This window comes from Streptomyces sp. NPDC017202, assembly GCF_044331705.1.
GTDB lineage: Bacteria > Actinomycetota > Actinomycetes > Streptomycetales > Streptomycetaceae > Streptomyces.
Genome location: NZ_JBIRNP010000002.1, coordinates 240,718 through 261,347, shown reverse-complemented (window position 1 = coordinate 261,347; position 20,630 = coordinate 240,718). Strand labels below are relative to the sequence as shown.

Annotated in this window: 18 protein-coding genes; 9 read left to right on the top strand and 9 right to left on the bottom strand. The window is 68.3% G+C overall.

Annotation, left to right across the window (positions count from 1 at the left end; genetic code table 11):
* Positions 1 to 108: 108 nt before the first annotated feature.
* The 8 genes from ACH4N1_RS05385 to dnaA form a co-directional block, all read right to left on the bottom strand.
* Complete coding sequence (locus ACH4N1_RS05385; protein WP_398094652.1) at positions 109 to 921, bottom strand: DUF3566 domain-containing protein; 813 nt, start codon at positions 919 to 921, stop codon at positions 109 to 111.
* 18 nt (positions 922 to 939) lie between these two features.
* On the bottom strand, positions 940 to 3,534 hold the full coding sequence (gene gyrA, locus ACH4N1_RS05380) for a DNA gyrase subunit A (RefSeq protein ID WP_382784068.1): 2,595 nt from the start codon (positions 3,532 to 3,534) through the stop codon (positions 940 to 942).
* A gap of 42 nt (positions 3,535 to 3,576) precedes the next feature.
* Positions 3,577 to 5,661, bottom strand: a complete 2,085-nt coding sequence (gyrB, locus tag ACH4N1_RS05375; RefSeq protein ID WP_366058288.1) for a DNA topoisomerase (ATP-hydrolyzing) subunit B — start codon at positions 5,659 to 5,661, stop codon at positions 3,577 to 3,579.
* Positions 5,662 to 6,127: 466 nt separating this feature from the next.
* Positions 6,128 to 6,658, bottom strand: coding sequence for a DUF721 domain-containing protein (locus tag ACH4N1_RS05370; RefSeq protein WP_398094651.1), 531 nt, complete (start codon positions 6,656 to 6,658; stop codon positions 6,128 to 6,130).
* On the bottom strand, positions 6,655 to 7,776 hold the full coding sequence (gene recF, locus ACH4N1_RS05365; protein ID WP_398094650.1) for a DNA replication/repair protein RecF: 1,122 nt from the start codon (positions 7,774 to 7,776) through the stop codon (positions 6,655 to 6,657). Before recF ends, ACH4N1_RS05370 begins: the two co-directional genes overlap by 4 nt.
* Positions 7,777 to 7,853: 77 nt before the next feature.
* The gene (gene gnd, locus ACH4N1_RS05360) at positions 7,854 to 8,729 is read right to left on the bottom strand and encodes a phosphogluconate dehydrogenase (NAD(+)-dependent, decarboxylating) (protein WP_398094648.1); all 876 of its coding nucleotides are present in this window, start codon (positions 8,727 to 8,729) and stop codon (positions 7,854 to 7,856) included.
* Positions 8,730 to 8,918: 189 nt separating this feature from the next.
* The gene (gene dnaN, locus ACH4N1_RS05355; RefSeq protein WP_363092295.1) at positions 8,919 to 10,049 is read right to left on the bottom strand and encodes a DNA polymerase III subunit beta; all 1,131 of its coding nucleotides are present in this window, start codon (positions 10,047 to 10,049) and stop codon (positions 8,919 to 8,921) included.
* Positions 10,050 to 10,919: 870 nt separating this feature from the next.
* A complete protein-coding gene (gene dnaA, locus ACH4N1_RS05350; RefSeq protein ID WP_398094647.1) occupies positions 10,920 to 12,869 on the bottom strand; it encodes a chromosomal replication initiator protein DnaA in 1,950 nt (649 codons plus the stop codon).
* A gap of 378 nt (positions 12,870 to 13,247) precedes the next feature.
* Between dnaA and rpmH the strand changes: the two genes are divergently transcribed.
* From rpmH to ACH4N1_RS05305, 9 genes are all read left to right on the top strand, one after another.
* Positions 13,248 to 13,385 carry a 50S ribosomal protein L34 gene (rpmH, locus tag ACH4N1_RS05345; RefSeq protein WP_018846094.1) on the top strand — a complete coding sequence of 46 codons (138 nt, stop codon included), beginning with the start codon at positions 13,248 to 13,250 and terminating at the stop codon, positions 13,383 to 13,385.
* 21 nt (positions 13,386 to 13,406) lie between these two features.
* The gene (rnpA, locus tag ACH4N1_RS05340; protein ID WP_398094645.1) at positions 13,407 to 13,778 is read left to right on the top strand and encodes a ribonuclease P protein component; all 372 of its coding nucleotides are present in this window, start codon (positions 13,407 to 13,409) and stop codon (positions 13,776 to 13,778) included.
* On the top strand, positions 13,775 to 14,128 hold the full coding sequence (yidD, locus tag ACH4N1_RS05335; RefSeq protein ID WP_366058282.1) for a membrane protein insertion efficiency factor YidD: 354 nt from the start codon (positions 13,775 to 13,777) through the stop codon (positions 14,126 to 14,128). The genes rnpA and yidD overlap by 4 nt, the downstream gene beginning before the upstream one ends.
* A 3-nt stretch (positions 14,129 to 14,131) precedes the next feature.
* Positions 14,132 to 15,391: a membrane protein insertase YidC gene (gene yidC / locus ACH4N1_RS05330; RefSeq protein WP_398094644.1), complete on the top strand. Its 1,260-nt coding sequence runs from the start codon at positions 14,132 to 14,134 to the stop codon at positions 15,389 to 15,391.
* Between the two features lie 15 nt (positions 15,392 to 15,406).
* Positions 15,407 to 15,919: a R3H domain-containing nucleic acid-binding protein gene (locus ACH4N1_RS05325; RefSeq protein ID WP_366058280.1), complete on the top strand. Its 513-nt coding sequence runs from the start codon at positions 15,407 to 15,409 to the stop codon at positions 15,917 to 15,919.
* Positions 15,920 to 16,037: 118 nt separating this feature from the next.
* Positions 16,038 to 16,754 (top strand): 16S rRNA (guanine(527)-N(7))-methyltransferase RsmG, encoded by a 717-nt coding sequence (gene rsmG, locus ACH4N1_RS05320; protein WP_366058279.1) that lies wholly within the window; start codon positions 16,038 to 16,040, stop codon positions 16,752 to 16,754.
* Positions 16,755 to 17,019: 265 nt separating this feature from the next.
* Positions 17,020 to 18,090, top strand: coding sequence for a ParA family protein (locus tag ACH4N1_RS05315; protein ID WP_398095245.1), 1,071 nt, complete (start codon positions 17,020 to 17,022; stop codon positions 18,088 to 18,090).
* A complete protein-coding gene (locus ACH4N1_RS05310; RefSeq protein ID WP_398094643.1) occupies positions 18,087 to 19,187 on the top strand; it encodes a ParB/RepB/Spo0J family partition protein in 1,101 nt (366 codons plus the stop codon). The genes ACH4N1_RS05315 and ACH4N1_RS05310 overlap by 4 nt, the downstream gene beginning before the upstream one ends.
* A 318-nt stretch (positions 19,188 to 19,505) precedes the next feature.
* Positions 19,506 to 20,123, top strand: a complete 618-nt coding sequence (locus ACH4N1_RS05305; RefSeq protein ID WP_398094642.1) for a GNAT family N-acetyltransferase — start codon at positions 19,506 to 19,508, stop codon at positions 20,121 to 20,123.
* Positions 20,124 to 20,267: 144 nt separating this feature from the next.
* Here the strand turns inward: ACH4N1_RS05305 and trxA are convergent, their stop codons facing one another.
* A complete protein-coding gene (gene trxA / locus ACH4N1_RS05300; protein ID WP_398094640.1) occupies positions 20,268 to 20,597 on the bottom strand; it encodes a thioredoxin in 330 nt (109 codons plus the stop codon).
* Between the last annotated feature and the right edge of the window lie 33 nt (positions 20,598 to 20,630).

Here is a 20,630-nt window from a genome sequence, read left to right as displayed (position 1 = left end):
GTGTGTCCCGCGCGCTGACTCCTGAAGATTAGCGCACGACGCGGGCAGTCCCAAAATCGGTTGTCGCCGGAGGGGCGGCGGAGGTTTGGAACGGCCGGCGCGGCCAAGTCACTCGTCTTCGGCGAGGGTCAGCTCGACGCCGCCCACGAAGCCCGCGGAGAGGTTGTAGATGAACGCGCCGAGCGTCGCGAGAGCCGTCGCGAGGACGACGTCGATGACCGCGATGATCGCCGTGAACAGCAGCACGTTGGGCAGGGAGAGGAAGGACTGGAGGTCGAAGCCGTTCGACTCGTTGGAGCCGGTCGCCTCGGAGATCGTGCCGCCGACCGTCGAGAAGACGCCCATCGCGTCCATGACCATCCACAGCACGGCGGCCGCGATGATCGTGCAGATGCCCAGCGCGATCGAGAGCAGGAAGCTGACCTTCATCACCGACCACGGGTCGGCCTTCGCCACGCGCAGCCGGGCCTTGCGCACCCGGGGCGTGGTCCGGGCGCCGGTGCGCGGCCGGCGGACCGCGCCGGCCGGGGCCGGGGTCGAGTAGGCCTGCGGCGGGTGGTAGGGCCCGCCGGGCTGCTGCCCCTGGCGTTCGCCGGGCAGCGGGGAGGCCTGCTGGGCCTCACCGGCCTGGCCCGCTCCAGCGGCGTACTGCTGGGTCTGCGAGCCTCGGGTGTCCGTCACAGTTCCCCCCTGGGATCCATGCGTGTCGGGCGAGTGCGAGTCCTTCGCGGGCGACTTGATCGCCTGGAGGTTGGTCGTGTGCGGATCCGTCACCTGCGCATCGGCCGTACGCGCGTCCTTCTTCACCGCGGCGGAGCCACGGCCGCCGTCCGTTTCCGTACCGGCAGGGGTGCCGGTCGAAGGGCCGGCAGAGGTGCCGGCCGATGTTCCGACCGAACCGGCGCCCGTGGCTCCGCTCACGATGACTCACTCCTCGTGCTACTCGGTCGAGGGCGCCTCACCCTCGTCCGTGCCGCTGGTCGCGGCGTCCTCGGCGATGTCGTCCACGGCGATGTCGCCGTCGACCTCCTCCGCCTCGCGCCCCGCCTCGGCGTTACGTGCGATGCCGACCACGGCATCGCGCTTGCCCAGGTTGATCAGTTGGACGCCCATGGTGTCACGGCCCGTCTCCCTGACCTCGTTGACTCGCGTACGAATCACACCGCCGGACAGTGAGATGGCGAGGATCTCGTCGGTCTCCTCGACGATCAGCGCGCCCACGAGGGAGCCGCGGTCCTCGACGATCTTGGCGGCCTTGATGCCGAGGCCGCCGCGACCCTGGACGCGGTACTCGTCGACGTTGGTGCGCTTCGCGTACCCACCGTCTGTGGCAGTGAACACGAACGTACCGGGTCGAACAACATTCATCGAGAGCAGCTCGTCGCTCGCACGGAAACTCATGCCCTTGACACCCGAGGTGGCGCGGCCCATCGGGCGCAGAGTGTCGTCCGACGCGGTGAACCTGATCGATTGGGCCTTCTTGCTGATCAACAGCAGATCATCGTCGGCCGAGACGAGTTCGGCTCCGATCAGTTCGTCGTCGGATCCGTCCTCCCGCTCCCGCAGGTTGATCGCGATGACACCGCCCGAACGCGGCGAATCGTAATCCTTCAGAGGCGTCTTCTTGACCAGACCGCCCTTGGTGGCCAGGACCAGGTACGGCGCCGCCTCGTAGTCGCGGATCGCGAGGATCTCGGCGATCGCCTCGTCCGGCTGGAAGGCCAGCAGGTTCGCCACGTGCTGTCCACGCGCGTCACGCCCGGCGTCGGGCAGCTCGTAGGCCTTCGCCCGGTAGACGCGGCCCTTGTTGGTGAAGAACAGCAGCCAGTGGTGCGTGGTGGAGACGAAGAAGTGGTCGACGATGTCGTCCTCCTTCAGCTTCGCGCCCCGCACGCCCTTGCCGCCGCGCTTCTGCGCCCGGTAGTCGTCGGTCTTGGTCCGCTTGACGTAACCGCCGCGCGTGACGGTGACGACGATGTCCTCCTCGGCGATGAGGTCCTCGATGGACATGTCACCGTCATAGGGGATCAGCTGGGTCTTGCGGTCGTCGCCGTACTTCTCGACGATCGCGGCCAGCTCGGCGCTGACGATGCCGCGCTGGCGGACCGGCGAGGAGAGGATCTCGTTGTACTCCGTGATCTTCGCCTGCAGCTCGTCGTGCTCCTGGACGATCTTCTGGCGCTCCAGGGCGGCCAGGCGGCGCAGCTGCATCTCGAGGATGGCGTTCGCCTGGATGTCGTCGATCTCCAGGAGGTCCCTCAGGCCCGTGCGCGCGATGTCGACGGTGTCGCTGCGCCGGATCAGCGCGATGACCTCGTCGATGGCGTCCAGGGCCTTCAGCAGGCCGCGCAGGATGTGCGCCCGCTCCTCCGCCTTGCGCAGCCGGAACTTCGTACGGCGGACGATGACCTCGATCTGGTGCGTCACCCAGTGGCGGATGAACGCGTCCAGGGAGAGGGTGCGCGGAACACCGTCGACCAGGGCCAGCATGTTGGCGCCGAAGTTGGTCTGCAGGTCCGTGTGCTTGTAGAGGTTGTTCAGGACGACCTTGGCGACCGCGTCCCGCTTGAGGACGATCACCAGGCGCTGGCCGGTGCGCGAGGACGTCTCGTCACGGACGTCCGCGATGCCGCCGATCTTGCCGTCCTTCACCAGGTCGGCGATCTTCTGCGCGAGGTTGTCCGGGTTGACCTGGTAGGGCAGCTCCGTGACCACCAGGCACTGGCGGTTCTGGATCTCCTCGACCTCGACGACCGCGCGCATGGTGATGGAGCCGCGGCCCGTGCGGTACGCCTCCTCGATGCCCTTGCGGCCGACCACCAGGGCACCGGTCGGGAAGTCGGGGCCCTTGATGCGCTCGATCAGCGCGTCCAGGAGCTCCTCGTGCGAGGCCTCCGGGTTCTCCAGGTACCACTGGGCGCCGGCCGCGACCTCGCGCAGGTTGTGCGCGGGGATGTTGGTCGCCATGCCGACCGCGATACCGGCCGAACCGTTGATCAGCAGGTTCGGGAAGCGGGCCGGCAGGACGGTCGGCTCCTGGGAGCGGCCGTCGTAGTTGTCCGTGAAGTCGACGGTCTCCTCGTCGATGTCGCGGACCATCTCCATCGACAGCGGCGCCATCTTGCACTCGGTGTAGCGCATGGCCGCCGCCGGGTCGTTGCCGGGCGAGCCGAAGTTGCCGTTGGAGTCCACGAGCGGCATGCGCATCGACCACGGCTGCGCGAGACGGACCAGCGCGTCGTAGATCGAGGAGTCACCGTGCGGGTGGTAGTTGCCCATGACGTCGCCGACGACGCGGGCGCACTTGTAGAAGCCGCGCTCGGGGCGGTAGCCGCCGTCGTACATGGCGTACAGGACGCGGCGGTGGACGGGCTTGAGGCCGTCCCGCACGTCCGGCAGCGCACGCGAGACGATGACGGACATCGCGTAGTCGAGGTAGGAGCGCTGCATCTCCGTCTCGAGCCCGACGGGCTCGATGCGCATGGCGATGTCGCCGCCCTCTTCAGGGGTGACGGGAGTGTTCTCGTCGGTCATTGCTGGTGTTGATCCTTCCTGGTCCGGTCAGCTGAGACCGACTCAGATGTCGAGGAAGCGGACGTCCTTGGCGTTGCGCTGGATGAAGGCGCGGCGCGCCTCGACGTCCTCGCCCATGAGGACCGAGAACAGGTCGTCGGCCTGGGCGGCGTCGTCGAGGGTGACCTGGCCGAGGACGCGGTGCTCCTGGTCCATCGTCGTGACGCGCAGTTCCTCGGCGTTCATCTCGCCGAGCCCCTTGAAGCGCTGGATGGAGTCCTCGCGCACCCGCTTGCCGCGCTGGCGGCCCATCTCGATCAGCGCGTCCCGCTCGCGGTCGGAGTACGCGTACTCCACGTCGTCCCGACCCCACTTGATCTTGTAGAGCGGGGGACGGGAGAGGTACACGTGCCCGGCCTCGACCAACGGCCGCATGAAGCGGAACAGGAAGGTCAGCAGCAGGGTGCTGATGTGCTGGCCGTCGACGTCGGCGTCCGCCATCAGGATGATCTTGTGGTAGCGCAACTTCTCGATGTCGAAGTCCTCGTGCACACCCGTGCCGAAGGCCGAGATCAGCGCCTGGATCTCCTGGTTCTGCAGGATCTTGTCGATCCTGGCCTTCTCGACGTTGAGGATCTTGCCGCGGATCGGGAGGATCGCCTGGTACTGCGGGTTCCGGCCGGACTTGGCCGAGCCGCCGGCGGAGTCACCCTCGACGATGAAGATCTCGCACTTGGTGGGGTCGTTCGACTGGCAGTCGGAGAGCTTGCCCGGCAGCGACGCCGACTCCAGCAGGCCCTTGCGGCGCGTGAGGTCGCGGGCCTTGCGGGCCGCCACGCGCGCGGTGGCCGCCTGGATGCCCTTGCGGATGATGTCCGCCGCCTCGACCGGGTTGCGGTCCAGCCAGTCGTTGAGGTGCTCGTAGACCGCCTTCTGGACGAAGGTCTTCGCCTCCGTGTTGCCCAGCTTGGTCTTCGTCTGGCCCTCGAACTGGGGCTCGCTGAGCTTCACCGAGATGATCGCGGTCAGACCCTCGCGGATGTCGTCGCCCGTGAGGTTGTCGTCCTTCTCGCGCAGCAGCTTCTTGTCGCGCGCGTACTTGTTGATCAGCGAGGTCAGCGCCGCACGGAAGCCCTCCTCGTGCGTACCGCCCTCGTGGGTGTGGATGATGTTGGCGAAGGAGTACACGCCCTCGCTGTAGCCGCTGTTCCACTGCAACGCGACCTCGAGGGACAGGTTCTTGTCCTTGTCCTCGGCCTCGAGGTCGATGATGGTGGGGTGGACCGCCTCCCCCTTGCGGGAGTTGAGGTACTTCACGAAGTCGACGATGCCGCCCTCGTAGTGGTACGTGACGGACTTGACCTCGTCCTTCACGTCCGCGCCCGCCTCGTCCGCACCGGTCACGGCCTTCGCCGACTCGCGCTCGTCAGTGAGTTTGATCGTCAAACCCTTGTTGAGGAACGCCATCTCCTGGAAGCGCCGCGACAGCGTCTCGAAGGAGTACTCGGTGGTCTCGAAGATGTCGCCGTCGGCCCAGAAGGTGACCGAGGTACCGGTCTCCTCCGTGGCCTCGTGCTGGGCCAGCGGGGCCGTCGGGACGCCCATCTTGTAGTCCTGCGTCCAGCGGTGGCCGTCGGTCCGCACCTCGACGGAGACCTTGGACGACAGGGCGTTCACGACGGAGACACCGACACCGTGCAGACCGCCGGAGACCGCGTAGCCTCCGCCGCCGAACTTGCCTCCCGCGTGCAGCACGGTCAGCACGACCTCGACGGCGGGCTTGCCCTCGGAGGGGACGATGCCCACCGGGATGCCGCGGCCGTTGTCGACGACGCGCACGCCGCCGTCGGCCAGGATCGTCACGTCGATGGTGTCCGCGTGCCCGGCCAGCGCCTCGTCGACGGAGTTGTCGACGACCTCCTGCACCAGGTGGTGCAGACCGCGCTCACCGGTCGAGCCGATGTACATGCCGGGTCGCTTGCGGACCGCGTCCAGGCCCTCGAGGACGGTGATGGCGCTGGCGTCGTAGGAGGCCGTGACCTCGCTGGTCGAGGTCACGGCCTCGCTGGTGACGCCGGCGTCGGTGGACGGGATGTTCTCGTTGGGGTTGCCGGAATCGGCCACGAAGCGCCCTTTCTGGCACAGCACGAGCCGGGCTCGTCGGCGGGTTGCCGGAGCGGCTGCGGCATGTTGCGTTGGTAAGCCTTGATCAGCGTTGCTCAGCGTCTCCCGGGCGGTCCCCACGTTCGGGGCGGGATTGGCTTCCAGTCTACCGGTAGCGCCGACAGTGATGGGGGTTTGCCGGTACCTGAGTCCGCATGTGCCGCCCTCAACCGGTCTCCACCGGGTCCCCATATACGGAGCGGGCCCCCAAGAGGCTCACGGAGGCACTCAGCGCTTCCGGGTGTCAACCCTTGGCTACCGGCGAGTCAGTTCCGGTTCCGCCACCTCGTCCGCACCTCGCACGGCCTCTCCGGGAACGGCTTCCGACCCGGCCGGGACCGTCCGGGAACGGGTCCGGACCACCCGCGAGCAGCACGGAGCCGCGCGCCCGCGCACGAAGACGGCCGGGACGGTACGACAGCACCGCCCCGGCCGGAGTACGTGACAGATGTCACCCGTAGGTGTCGCCGGGCCCCTTGCTGCCCGGGGCCCGCAGGGGGCCGTAACGACGGACCGGACCCGCCGGACCCTGCACCCTGATCTGCCGCACCCGGCCGTGGCCGAGGTCCTCGTTGAGCCGGGCGACCAGCGTCGGGGCGAGCAGCCGCAGGTTCGTCGCCCAGGCCGTGGAGTCGCAGCGCACGAACAGCACCCGCTCGTCCTCGTCGTACCTCTCCGGCTCGCAGTGCTTGGCGACGTCGTCGCCGACGATCCGCGGCCAGCGCCCCATCACCCCGCCCACCGCGGCCGGCGCCTCCCAGCCGCGCTCGGTGAGAAGCCGGTTGATCGCCGCACCGAGCGCCATGGGGTCCCGGCCGTCCGCCCGCGCGCCGGAGCGCAGGCCGCCGCCGCGCCGCGCCTGCTTCTTCTGCTGCACCGCGTCCCCACGCGCGCGGGCCTGCTCGCGCGCCGCCCTCAGCGCCACGCGCGCCAGATCGATCCCGGAGGGCTCGGGCGCCTTCTTCGGCTCCTGCGGCGTCATACGCGCTCCACCGTCCCCTGCGCCACGGCGTACCGCGCGCCCGCGAGCACGTGCGGGACGTCGTCGTCGACGGCGGCCGTGACCAGCACCTGCTCGCCCTGCGCCACCAGCTCCGCCAGCCGTTCCCGCCGCCGGCTGTCCAGCTCGGCGAAGACGTCGTCGAGGATCAGCACCGGCTCGTTGCCCTCGGCCCGGAGCAGGTCGTAGGAGGCCAGCCGCAGGGCCAGCGCATACGACCAGGACTCACCGTGGGAGGCATAGCCCTTGGCGGGCAGCTGACCGAGTTTGAGCAGCACGTCGTCCCGGTGCGGACCCGCCAGGGTCACGCCCCGTTCGATCTCCTGCTTGCGGACCTCGGCGAGCGCGCCCATCAGCTGCTCGTAGAGGTCCTCGCGCGCGTGCGCCTCGCCCGGCGCCGACGCCTTGTACTCCAGCGCGACCGGGCCGCCGCCGGGGGCGAGCTGCTCGTACGCCTTGTCGGCGAGCGGCTGGAGGGCAGCCACCAGATCGAGACGGGCGGCCAGCAACTCGGCGCCCACGCGCGCGAGGTGCTGGTCCCACACGTCGAGCGTGGACAGGTCCATCGTCCGGCCGCCGTGCCGACGGGCCAGCGCGGCGGACTTCAGCAGGGTGTTGCGCTGCCTGAGCACCCGCTCGTAGTCGGAGCGCACCCCGGCCATCCGCGGGGAGCGCGCGGTGATCAGCTCGTCGAGGAACCGGCGCCGCTCACCGGGATCGCCCTTCACCAGGGCCAGGTCCTCGGGCGCGAACAGCACGGTCCGTACGATCCCCAGCACGTCACGCGGTCTGACCTGCGAGGACCGGTTGATGCGGGCACGGTTTGCCTTGCCGGGGTTCAGCTCCAGCTCGACGAGCTGCTGCCGCTCGCCCTGCCGGACCTGCGCCCGGACGACGGCGCGGTCGGCGCCCATGCGCACCAGGGGCGCGTCGGAGGCGACCCGGTGACTGCCCAAGGTGGCGAGATAGCCCACGGCCTCGACGAGGTTCGTCTTGCCCTGCCCGTTGGGGCCGACGAAAGCGGTGACGCCCGGGTCGAGCGGGACTTCGACCCGGGCGTACGAGCGGAAGTCGGCCAGCGACAGATGCGTGACGTGCATGGTCGTTTCGCCGACCTCCCCGGCGTGGTGGACCGTCGGAACGGTCCTGCGACGGACCGCCGAAACGGTCGTGTGGACTACTTCTTCTCTACCGCGTGGCCGCCGAACTGGTTGCGCAGGGCGGCGATCATCTTCATCTGCGGCGAGTCCTCCTGGCGGGAGGCGAACCGCGCGAACAGCGAGGCCGTGATGGCCGGGAGCGGCACCGCGTTGTCGATGGCGGCCTCCACGGTCCAGCGGCCCTCGCCGGAGTCCTGGGCGTAGCCGCGCAGCTTGTCCAGGTGCTCGTCCTCGTCGAGGGCGTTCACCGCCAGGTCGAGCAGCCAGGAGCGGATGACGGTGCCCTCCTGCCAGGAGCGGAACACCTCGCGGACGTCGGTGACCGAGTCGACCTTCTCCAGCAGCTCCCAGCCCTCGGCGTAGGCCTGCATCATGGCGTACTCGATGCCGTTGTGGACCATCTTCGCGAAGTGGCCGGCGCCGACCTTGCCCGCGTGCACCGCACCGAGGTCGCCCTCGGGCTTGAGCGCGTCGAAGACCGGCTGCACCTTGGCGACGTTCTCCGGATCGCCGCCGTACATCAGCGCGTAGCCGTTCTCCAGGCCCCAGACACCGCCCGAGACGCCGCAGTCGACGAAGCCGATGCCCTTGGCGGCCAGTTCCGCGGCGTGCTTCTCGTCGTCGGTCCAGCGGGAGTTGCCGCCGTCCACGACGACGTCCCCCGGCTCCAGCAGTTCGCCCAGCTCGTCGACGGTCGACTGGGTGGCGGCACCGGCCGGGACCATCACCCAGACCACCCGCGGGCCCTTGAGCCTGTCCACGAGCTCGGAGAGGCTGTGGACATCGGCGAGGTCCGGGTTGCGGTCGTATCCGACGACGGTGTGGCCTGCGCGGCGGATCCGCTCACGCATGTTGCCGCCCATCTTGCCGAGGCCGACGAGACCGAGCTCCATCAGTTGTTCCTTAGGTCGCTGTGTGGCGTGTGGGGCACCTTCGTACCCCTGTCCGAGCCTAGTCCCGGACCGTCACGCACACCTGTGGGCATACGCGCTCAGACGTACCGCCCAGCCACGCGCTCACCTGCGGCTTCGTCCACAGGCCGGGAGTCGTTCCTCCACGGCCTGTGGACAGATCCGGGCGGCTCAGCCGCTGAGGCGAACCGGCATGATCAGGTACTTGTAGGCCTCGTCCGCCTCGGCGTCGACCGCCGGCCTGCCGCTGAGCAGCGCGGGCTTGGTGGACGTCGTGAAGGACAGCTGGGCCACCGGGGAGTCGATGGCGCTGAGGCCGTCCAGCAGGAAGGTCGGGTTGAAGGCGATCGAGATGTCGTCGCCGTCCAGCTGGGCGTCGACCCTCTCCACAGCCTGTGCGTCGTCGCTGGAACCGGCCTCCAGGATGAGCACGCCCTGCTCGAAGCTGAGTCGCACCGGCGTGTTGCGCTCGGCGACCAGGGCCACGCGCTTGACGGCCTCGACGAAGGGGGCCGTCTCGATCACGGCGACGGAGTTGAACTCCGTCGGGAACAGAGTGCGGTACTTCGGGAGGTCGCCCTCCAGGAGCCGGGTGGTCGTACGCCGGCCGGCGCCCTCGAAGCCGATCAGGCCCTCGCCCGCGCCCGAGCCGGACAGCGCGATGGTGACGCTGTCGCCGCTCGTGAGCGCCTTGGCGGTGTCCAGGAGCGTCTTGGCGGGCACCAGGGCGACCGCGGACGCGTCCGGGTTCTCCGGCTTCCACAGGAACTCGCGGACCGCGAAGCGGTAGCGGTCGGTGGAGGCCAGCGTCACGGTGTCGCCCTCGATCTCGATGCGCACACCGGTGAGGACGGGCAGGGTGTCGTCGCGGCCGGCCGCGATGGCGACCTGGGCGGCGGCGGAGGCGAAGACCTCGCCGGGGACCGTGCCCGTCGCGTTCGGCATCTGGGGCAGCGACGGGTACTCCTCCACAGGCAGTGTGTGGAGCGTGAACCGCGAGGAACCGCAGACCACCGTGGCCCGTACACCGTCTGTGGAAATCTCCACGGGGCGGTTGGGGAGCGCCCGGCAGATGTCCGCGAGCAGCCGGCCGGAGACGAGGACGGTGCCCTCCTCCTCCACCTCGGTCTCCACCGACACGCGTGCGGAGACCTCGTAGTCGAAGCTGGAAAGGCTGAGGGCTCCGTCCTCGGCCTTCAGCAGGAGGCCGGCGAGGACAGGCGCCGGCGGACGGGCCGGGAGGCTGCGCGCCGCCCAGGCCACTGCCTCCGCGAGTACGTCGCGTTCCACCCGGATCTTCACTCTTGCCGCCTCCTGCTGTTGCCGGCGCTTCTCGCCCTGCCTGGCCTTCGTCGTCTGTCTCGGTGTCGTCGGCCCCGGTGAGGGGAAGGACCACCGGGGACCAGTCTGACGCACCGCACTGACAGTAGGTGCCCGTCGGGGTCAAGTCGTGACGAGGGGCAGCCGGGCCCCGGACGACGAGTTGTGCACAGGACCCCCTTCGAACCGGATTTCTCGCTCTCTCTGGTTGGGAGTAGTAGTAGGGGCTGTGGATACCGTGGATAACCCTGTTTCCGCAGCTCAGAGGCGATATTTTGTCCACTGGTCCTGGGGACGGAGGCGGTGGACAACCGGGGTCATCTGTGGAGAACAGAAAGTTCTGCACACCCCATGCACAGGGCGAGGCGACTTCTCCCCAGGACCGTCCCCAGCTTTACCCGGCTTTCCCACAGCCCAATCCGGCATCCCCGTGTGACGCCTTTCACTCGGACCGGTGAGGAGGGGCGTCGGATTGCCGAACAGTGGACAGCCATGTGGAGAAACCACTGATCGCTGGGGACAACCGGCCAGATCCTGTGGGTTGCCCGTGGACAACTCCGTGCACAGCCTGTGGATCGACTCACCGTCCACAGCCTGTGGAAAACTTCTGTCCACCAATCCACAGCCAGGTGACCTGCCTCGATTCTCTTTCACCCGGGCCGCCTGTGGACAGAATCTGGACAACTTGGCAGTCCCCAGGGTGTGGACGCGAGAAAGTCGCCGAATCTGTGGAGAGTGGCCGTAACCCGGCGAGTAATCGAACAGCGGATGGCCGGGCGCCGACCCGCAGCACGAAGAAGGGCGTCCCGGGAACGGCTCCCGGAACGCCCTCGACAGGTCCGTGCGGCCCCGTCAGCCCGCCTTGATGCGGTTGGTCAGCTCGGTCACCTGGTTGTAGATGGAGCGCCGCTCGGCCATCAGGTTGCGGATCTTGCGGTCCGCGTGCATGACCGTCGTGTGGTCGCGGCCGCCGAACAGGGCGCCGATCTTCGGCAGCGAGAGGTCCGTCAGCTCGCGGCACAGGTACATGGCGATCTGCCGGGCCGTCACCAGCGCGCGGCCGCGGGAGGTGCCGCACAGGTCCTCGACCGTGAGCCCGAAGTAGTCGGCGGTCGCGCCCATGATGGCCGTCGAGGTGATCTCGGGTGCCGAGTCGTCACCACCGGGCATCAGGTCCTTCAGGACGATCTCGGTCAGGCCCAGGTCCACCGGCTGCCGGTTGAGCGACGCGAACGCCGTCACCCGGATCAGCGCGCCCTCCAGCTCACGGATGTTGCGCGAGATGCGGGACGCGATGAACTCCAGCACCTCCGGCGGGGCGTTGAGCTGCTCCTGCACCGCCTTCTTGCGCAGGATCGCGATCCGCGTCTCCAGCTCGGGAGGCTGGACATCGGTGATCAGGCCCCACTCGAAGCGGTTCCGCAGCCGGTCCTCCAGCGTCACCAGCTGCTTGGGCGGCCGATCGGAGGACAGCACGATCTGCTTGTTGGCGTTGTGGAGCGTGTTGAAGGTGTGGAAGAACTCCTCCTGCGTCGACTCCTTGTCCGCCAGGAACTGGATGTCGTCGACGAGCAGGATGTCCATCTCGCGGTACCGCTTGCGGAAGCTGTCGCCCTTGCCGTCGCGGATGGAGTTGATGAACTCGTTGGTGAACTCCTCCGAGCTCACGTACCGCACCCGCGTGCCCGGGTAGAGGCTGCGCGCGTAGTGCCCGATGGCGTGCAGCAGGTGCGTCTTGCCGAGGCCCGACTCCCCGTAGATGAAAAGGGGGTTGTACGCCTTCGCGGGCGCCTCGGCGACGGCCACCGCGGCGGCGTGCGCGAAACGGTTCGAGGCGCCGATGACGAACGTGTCGAAGAGGTACTTCGGGTTCAGCCGGGCGGTCGGCTCGCCGGGCCCGCTCGCCGGCGCGGGTTTCGCGCCCAGCGCACCGGGGGCGCCGGACTGACCGTGACCGGCCGGGCCGCGGTGCGGATGACCGCCACCGGCCGAGGACTCCGGCATCTCCCGCCGGGTGGGGTCGCGCTGGTCGTACTCGGGGCGCGCCTGCTGGTACTCGGACCGCTTCTGGTCGTAGGGCGAGCGGTCGTAGGACGGCCGCTCCATGGCCTGCGGCCGGTAGTCCTGCGAGGGCGGCCCGTAGGAGTCCTGGTCCTGCGAACCGTACGCGTCCTGGGACGGGGGGCCGTACGCGTCCTGCCCGGAGGAGCCGCCGTAGGAGTTCTGGGACGGCGACGCGTAAGGGTCGCGCTCGGGGAAACCGAGGCGCTGCTGCTGCCAGCCGTACTCGTCCTGCCCCGGCCGGGGCCAGGCGCCGGGCTCGGGCCGCTGGTACTCCGAGGGGTAGGCGGGCCGCGCGGTGGGCAGCTGGTCCTGGCGGGCGCCCTGGTCGCCCCCGCCCTGGGACTGATCGGCGCGGTGCCGGCCGTAGCCCTGGTACGGGTTGTCGCGCGGGCCGTCGTACGGGCCCGGCTGGTCCTCGGGTTCGTCGTAGCGCGACGGCGCCGGCGGGGCGGAGGGTTCGCCCGCGGAGTCGTCGACGGTGATCGCGATCCGGATCGGCCGGCCGCACTCACGGCTCAGTGTCTCGCTGACGATCGGGGCGAGGCGACCCTCCAGCACGCCCTTGGCGAATTCGTTCGGCACGGCGAGCAGGGCGGTGTCCGCGACCAGGGCGAGCGGCTGGCAGCGCCTGATCCAGTGCTCGTCCTTCACCTCGACACCCTGGCCGCGGCCCTCACCGAGGAGCTGCTCCAGTACGCGTGGCCACACTGCGGCAAGATCGGCAGGTACGTCAGCCACAGGGCACGCTCTCTCGTGGGTCCCACGTTCGTGTGATGGTGGGACGGTTGGGGATTCGCATCGGGTGGGATCAGGGACAAAGGAACGAATCGGAGTTCAGCCACGGTAGTCAGGCCGACGGCTGCGGTTCAAGTTGTTGTCCCCAGCCTGTGGACAGTGTCCCCCGACGGAGGTCGGTTTGACCGGATGGCGTAGCCGCGCGTACCGTGACCAGGTCGAGTTGTCGATGGCTGCTGCCGCCTGCCTCCGATGGGCACAGATCACGTCAGGTGATCGGGAAGCGGTGCACTCGGGCGTTGACCGCGAGCTACCTCGTGGGCGCACGGTGACAGCCAGGACGGCACCCCGCCACCACCGATTGATTTCTGGAGCCCCCGAGTGAGCAAGCGCACCTTCCAGCCGAACAACCGTCGTCGCGCCAAGACCCACGGCTTCCGCCTGCGGATGCGCACCCGTGCCGGCCGCGCGATTCTCGCGAACCGCCGCAGCAAGGGTCGCGCCAACCTGTCCGCCTGAGCCTGATCAGGTCATGACGTCGTGCTGCCTACCGAGCATCGGCTGAGGCGGCGCGAGGACTTCGCGACCGCGGTACGACGGGGTCGTCGGGCAGGACGCCCGACTCTCGTCGTCCATCTTCGAAGCGGTGCAACGGACCCGCACGCGCCTGGGGAGAGCGCTCCCCCGACGCGTGCGGGTTTCGTCGTGAGCAAGGCCGTGGGCGGAGCGGTCGTGCGCAACACAGTGAAGCGCAGACTGCGCCATCTGATGCGTGACCGAGTCACCCTCCTGCCCCCCGGTAGCCTGGTAGTCGTACGGGCGCTGCCCGGCGCGGCTGACGCCGACCACGCACAGCTGGCCCAAGACCTCGATGCCGCCCTTCAACGGCTACTAGGAGGGGGCGCGCGATGAAGTACCCGCTGCTGGCCTTGATCAAGCTCTACCAGTGGACGATCAGTCCGCTGCTCGGGCCGGTGTGCAAGTACTACCCGTCGTGCTCCCACTACGGCTATACGGCCATCGACCGACACGGTGCGATCAAGGGAACGGCCCTCACCGCCTGGCGCATCCTGCGATGCAATCCGTGGTCACTCGGCGGCGTGGACCATGTCCCGCCGCGTAAGCGTCCGCGGTGGCACGAGATGCTGCGCAACACATGGCGCGCACGCAAGGGCGGGCCCTCCGCCGCCGAAACGGCCACCGGAGAGAATCCTTCTTCGAGCCCGGCCGCAGAGACCCCGTCCCATGCCCAAGGAGCATGATTAGTGGACACGATTGCCAGCCTCTTCAGTTTCATCACCACACCCGTCTCCTGGGTCATCGTCCAGTTCCACAAGGTGTACGGCGCCCTCTTCGGCGCCGACACCGGGTGGGCCTGGGGCCTGTCCATCGTGTCCCTGGTGATCCTCATCCGGATCTGCCTGATCCCGCTCTTCGTGAAGCAGATCAAGGCGACGCGGGCGATGCAGACTCTGCAGCCCGAGATGAAGAAGATCCAGGAGCGCTACAAGAACGACAAGCAGCGCCAGTCCGAAGAGATGATGAAGCTGTACAAGGAGACGGGTACCAACCCGCTCTCCTCGTGCCTTCCCATCCTGGCGCAGTCCCCGTTCTTCTTCGCCCTCTACCACGTGCTCAACGGCATCGCCAACGGTGACACCATCGGTGTGATCAACGAGAGCCTGCTGCAGAGCGCGCAGAAGGCGCACATCTTCGGCGCCCCGCTGGCCGCGAAGTTCACCGACAGCGCCGCGGACGTCTCCGCGCTCGACGCCTCGCTGGCCACCGTCCGCATCGTCACCGCGGTCATGATCGTTATGATGTCGGCCTCGCAGTTCTTCACGCAGCGCCAGCTGATGACGAAGAACGTCGACACCACGGTGAAGACGCCTTTCATGCAGCAGCAGAAGATGCTGATGTACGTCTTCCCCGTCATGTTCGCCGTCTTCGGCATCAACTTCCCGGTCGGTGTCCTCGTCTACTGGCTGACCACCAACGTGTGGACCATGGGCCAGCAGATGTACGTCATCCGCAACAACCCGACCCCCGGCTCCAAGGCTCAGGGCGCCTACCTGGAGCGCCTGTACAAGCAGGTCACGCACCACGGCAAGACGCGCAGCCGCGGCCAGAAGGCCATCGTCAAGGCGATCGTGGCCAAGGGCCGCGACCTCAACGACTACGAGCGCAAGTTCATCAACGGTCTGAACAAGGCGGGCTTCGCGGCCCAGCCCGACGGCACCGTCGCGAGGGGCGAGGTCCAGACCGCCACCCTCACCGAGGACGGCGAGGTCGCGACGGCCACGGCCCGGCGTCAGCAGCCCAAGCGACAGACCAAGGCCCAGCGCCAGTCCGGAACCACCAAACCGGCCGGCGAGCCCACCTCGCTGACGAAGTCCGACGAGCCGCAGGACGCCAAGCCCGCCGGCGCCCCCAAGCCGAAGACCGGTTCCGGTGGCCGCAGCAGGGCCCAGTCCGGGCAGCGCAAGGGTGGCCCGCAGCGCCCCAAGTCCCCGTCCAAGAAGTAAGAAGGAGTCCATCCCGTGACGGAAGGCACCACCTCCGCCGCCGCCGAAGGTGCAGACACCCTGACCCGCCTGGAGCAGGAGGGTGAGATCGCGGCGGACTACCTCGAGGGTCTGCTGGACATCGCCGACCTCGACGGCGACATCGACATGGATGTCGAGGCCGACCGCGCTTCGGTGTCGATCATCAGTGACACGAGCGGCCGAGACCTGTACAAGCTCGTCGGCCGGGACGGCGAGGTGCTGGAGGCACTGCAGGAGCTGACGCGCCTTGCCGTGCACCGGGAGACCGGCGACCGCAGCCGACTGATGCTGGACATCGCCGGCTACCGGGCCAAGAAGCGCACCGAGCTCTCCGAGCTGGGCGCCAAGGCCGCGGCCGACGCGAAGAACAGCGGTGAGCCGGTCAAGCTGAACCCGATGACGCCCTTCGAGCGCAAGGTCGTCCACGACGCGGTCAAGGCAGCCGGTCTGCGCAGCGAGTCCGAGGGCGAGGAGCCGCAGCGCTTCGTCGTCGTGCTGCCCAACTGATTCAGTACGCACGTATCACCGGCCCCGTCTGTCGCGCAGGCGGGGCCGGTCTTTGTCAGCCTGGTAGTTCTGGTGGTCGGCGCGAAACGCGTCGATGCGGTACGGAAGGACGGTCCCCGTGACGGAGGCAGCGGAGCTCCCCCCTGCGCCCGAGCAAGCACGCGAGGTATTCGGTGATCGCTTCGCGGATGCGGTCCGGTACGCCGAGCTCCTGGCAGAGGCAGGTGTGCAGCGTGGGCTCATCGGCCCACGAGAAGTGCCCCGGCTGTGGGAGAGGCACATCCTGAACTGCGCGGTGCTCTCCGAGGCCGTGCCCGAGGACGTGACGATCTGCGACGTCGGATCCGGTGCCGGCCTGCCCGGCATCCCCCTGGCCCTGGTTCGGGAGGATCTGAAGATCACCCTGTTGGAGCCGCTCCTGCGACGCACCAACTTCCTGACCGAGGTCGTCGAGCTCCTCGGCCTGGACCATGTGACCGTCGTGCGCGGCCGCGCCGAAGAAGTCATGGGCAAGCTGCCGCCTGTCCACGTTGTGACCGCCCGCGCTGTCGCTCCCTTGGATCGCCTGGCCGCCTGGGGTATCCCGCTGCTGCGCCCCTACGGTGAGATGCTCGCGCTGAAGGGCGACACTGCCGAGGAGGAGCTGAAGAGCGCCGCCACCGCGCTGAGCAAGCTCGGCGCGGTGAGCACGTCGATCCTTCACGTCGGCGAGGGAGTGGTCGATCCGCTCTCCACGGTCGTGCGGGTCGAAGTCGGTGAGAGCCCCGGTGGGGTGAGGTTCGCCGCGAAGCGTGCCAAGGCGGCCCGGACAGGTCGCACGCGCCGACGTCGCTGATTCAGCCCGAAGAACAGTCGTACTCCACACAAGCTGCCCAACCTGCGTATGACGGAGTGTCGCGGCAGTTCGGTCGCGGGCGCTGTGCATCGTGTTTCACGTGAAACCTCGCTCATTGCTGCACGGCATCATCAGCCGCGGACGCGTTGCGGCCGAACCTCGCGATCGGAAGCCTCTCGGCTCACTCGCCAGTGGGGTGGAGTTGTCCACAGAGGTGGATTTCTCCACAGAAGACCAGGCCTCACTGGTTCACGACCCCGAAGGCATGGGAGGCTCTGTGCATTGCGAGCCTGAAGTCGAGGAGAGTGAATCCTTGCGGTCCGACGCCAACATCGCGGGACCGATGACCGATCCGGTCCCCGGTCCCCGTACCGAGTCGATGGGGGAGGATGTTTCACGTGAAACACCGCCCCCCATGGACGACACCCCGATCGGTCATGCTGCCCAACTGGCGGTAGAGGCTCTCGGACGCGCCGGCGAAGGCCTGCCGCGGCCCGAGCAGACCCGCATCATCGTGGTGGCCAATCAGAAGGGCGGTGTGGGCAAGACGACGACGACCGTCAACCTTGCCGCATCGCTGGCTCTCCACGGTGGCCGTGTTCTGGTGATCGACCTCGACCCACAGGGCAATGCCTCCACCGCTCTCGGGATCGACCATCACGCCGAAGTCCCGTCCATCTACGACGTACTGGTCGAGAGCCGCCCCCTGGCGGAAGTGGTCCAGCCGGTCCCCGATGTCGAAGGCCTCTTCTGCGCTCCCGCCACGATCGATCTCGCCGGTGCGGAGATTGAACTCGTGTCGCTGGTGGCGCGCGAAAGCCGGCTCGAGCGAGCCATCCAGGCATACGAGCAGCCGCTGGACTATGTCCTCATCGACTGCCCTCCCTCGCTCGGCCTCCTGACGGTCAACGCGCTGGTCGCCGGCCAGGAGGTCCTCATCCCGATCCAGTGCGAGTACTACGCACTGGAGGGACTGGGTCAGCTGCTGCGCAACGTCGACCTGGTGCGAGGCCATCTCAACCCCACCCTCCATGTGTCGACCATCCTGCTCACCATGTACGACGGCCGGACGCGCCTCGCGTCACAGGTCGCCGAGGAGGTGCGCACCCACTTCGGCGACGAGGTGCTGCGGACGAGCATTCCCCGCTCGGTCCGTATCTCCGAAGCGCCGAGCTATGGCCAGACGGTACTGACCTACGATCCTGGATCGAGCGGTGCCCTGTCCTACCTTGAAGCAGCCCGAGAGATCGCGCTGAGGGGCGTCGGCGTCAGCTACGACGGCACGCACGCCCATATCGGCGCGCAGAACAACCCGACCATGGAGGGGATGCAGTGAGTGATCGACGGAGGGGGCTGGGCCGTGGTCTCGGCGCACTGATCCCTGCTGCCCCGACGGAAAGGACACCGGCGCAGACCGCGGTGGGAGGTGGAACCTCCACGTCCTCCGCCGGTGTTCCGGCCCTGACGACCGACCGTGGGGTGGCTGCGGCGAAGGTAGCCACGCTGCCGCCTGTTTCACGTGAAACCGAGGAGTCCTCGGCGAACGGTGCAGTGGACGTTCCGGCGCCGCCCCTGGGCGCCCACTTCGCGGAGCTTCCGCTCGACTTCATCACCCCGAACCCACGCCAGCCGCGCGAGGTCTTCGACGATGACGCGCTTCAGGAGCTGATCACCTCCATCAGGGAGGTCGGTCTCCTCCAGCCGGTCGTCGTACGACAGACCGGTCCCGCGCGCTATGAGCTGATCATGGGCGAGCGGCGCTGGCGGGCCTGTCGTGAGGCGGGCCTGGAGGCGATCCCGGCGATCGTCCGAGCCACGGACGACGAGAAGCTCCTTCTGGACGCACTGCTGGAGAACCTCCACCGGGCTCAGCTGAACCCGCTGGAGGAGGCTGCCGCGTACGACCAGTTGCTGAAGGACTTCAACTGCACCCATGACCAGCTGGCGGACCGAATCGGACGCTCACGTCCTCAGGTCTCCAACACGCTGCGGTTGCTGAAGCTCTCACCGGCAGTCCAGCGCCGGGTCGCGGCCGGTGTGCTCTCGGCCGGCCACGCGCGGGCGCTGCTCTCCGTCGACGACTCGGAGGAGCAGGATCGGCTGGCCCACCGCATCGTGGCGGAGGGACTGTCCGTACGGGCGGTCGAAGAGATCGTGACCCTCATGGGGTCGCGCCCCCAGACCCCGCAGCGATCCAAGGGGCCTCGTGCCGGAGGCCGGGTGTCGCCGGCGCTGTCCGACCTCGCCACCCGGCTCTCGGACCGTTTCGAGACACGGGTCAAGGTCGATCTGGGGCAGAAGAAGGGCAAGATCACCGTCGAGTTCGCCTCCATGGAAGACCTCGAGCGGATTCTCGACAGTCTGGCCCCCGGCGAAGGGCCCGTCCTTCAGAAGGGTCTCGTGGAGGGCGAGTCCGAGGAAACGGACGACTGAACCTTTCCCCGGCAGGGCCGCCCTCGACTGCCAAGAGCGAGCCGCCTCCGTTGCGTACCGGAGCACGGCTCGCTCTTTGCTTTCACGCGGTGTCGAGAGAATCGCCTCGTGGATACGATGCGAGGAGCTATGGCGCCACCACCTGATGACACCTGTGAGTGGCGGGCAGGGCCATGCGAAGGATGAACCGGGCCGACTGATGAGCACGGCCGTGGGTACCGGTGTGGTCGATGGGCTCGTCGGCGGTCGGCTCAGGTAACGGAGCGCTCTGACAGCCGCTCGCGGTGCCGCGGGCGAAGGAAGCGAGGATCAGCCTTCATGGGGCGTCGGCTCGTACCGCTCACGCTGGACAACCTTCAGGACCTCCCCCAGCGCTGCCGCTCGTGTGTCTTCTGGGAATTGGACCCCGTCAGTGGCGAGGCAGCGCTGAGGACGGGGACGACAGCGGTGGAGAAAGAGGCCTGGATCTCCGCCGTACTGCTCGACTGGGGCTCCTGTGGCCGGGTCGTTTACGTCGATGACGTCCCGGTGGGCTATGTGCTCTACGCTCCGCCCGCGTACGTTCCCCGCTCGACGGCGTTCCCCACGAGCCCTGTCTCCCCGGACGCGGTGCAACTGATGACCGCGTTCATCGTGCCGGGCTATCAGGGCCAGGGGCTCGGCCGGGTGATGGTGCAGACGGTTGCCAAAGATCTGCTGCGCCGCGGCTTCAAAGCGATCGAGGCGTTCGGTGACGCCCGCTGGAAGGACCCCGCCTGTCTTCTCCCGGCCGACCATCTGCTGGCGGTGGGCTTCAAGACGGTTCGGCCCCACCCTGCACATCCACGGCTGAGGCTGGAACTGCGCACCACCCTCTCCTGGAAGGAAGACGTGGAGATGGCGCTCGACCGGCTTCTGGGGGCCGTGCAGAAGGAGCCGGTGCTGAGACCGTTGTGATCGGCTCAGACTGGCTTCTGAGACGGCTGCGGAGGACGGGTCCTAGGGGATCGACTCTTCGGACAAGCAAACGGGCCGGCCCTTTCGGGTCGGCCCATTCATGTTTCACGTGAAACATTCGTCGCGTGCGCGACGCTCAGAACGTCACTCGGTGATGAAGTCCTCGAGGTCGCGGACGAGCGCGGCCTTGGGCTTGGCGCCGACGATGGTCTTGGCGACCTCACCGTTCTGGTACACGTTCAGAGTCGGGATGGACATCACGCCGTACTTGGCAGCCGTACCCGGGTTCTCGTCGATGTTGAGCTTGACGACCTCGATCTTGTCGCCGTACTCGGCCGCGATCGCTTCGAGGGACGGGGCGATCTGGCGGCACGGGCCGCACCAGGCAGCCCAGAAGTCCACCAGGACGGGCTTGTCGCTCTTGAGGACGTCCTGCTCGAAGGAGTCGTCGGTTACGTGCTTGAGGTCGGCCACGGCGGGCTCCTTTAAGTGATGTGTGCGGTGGGG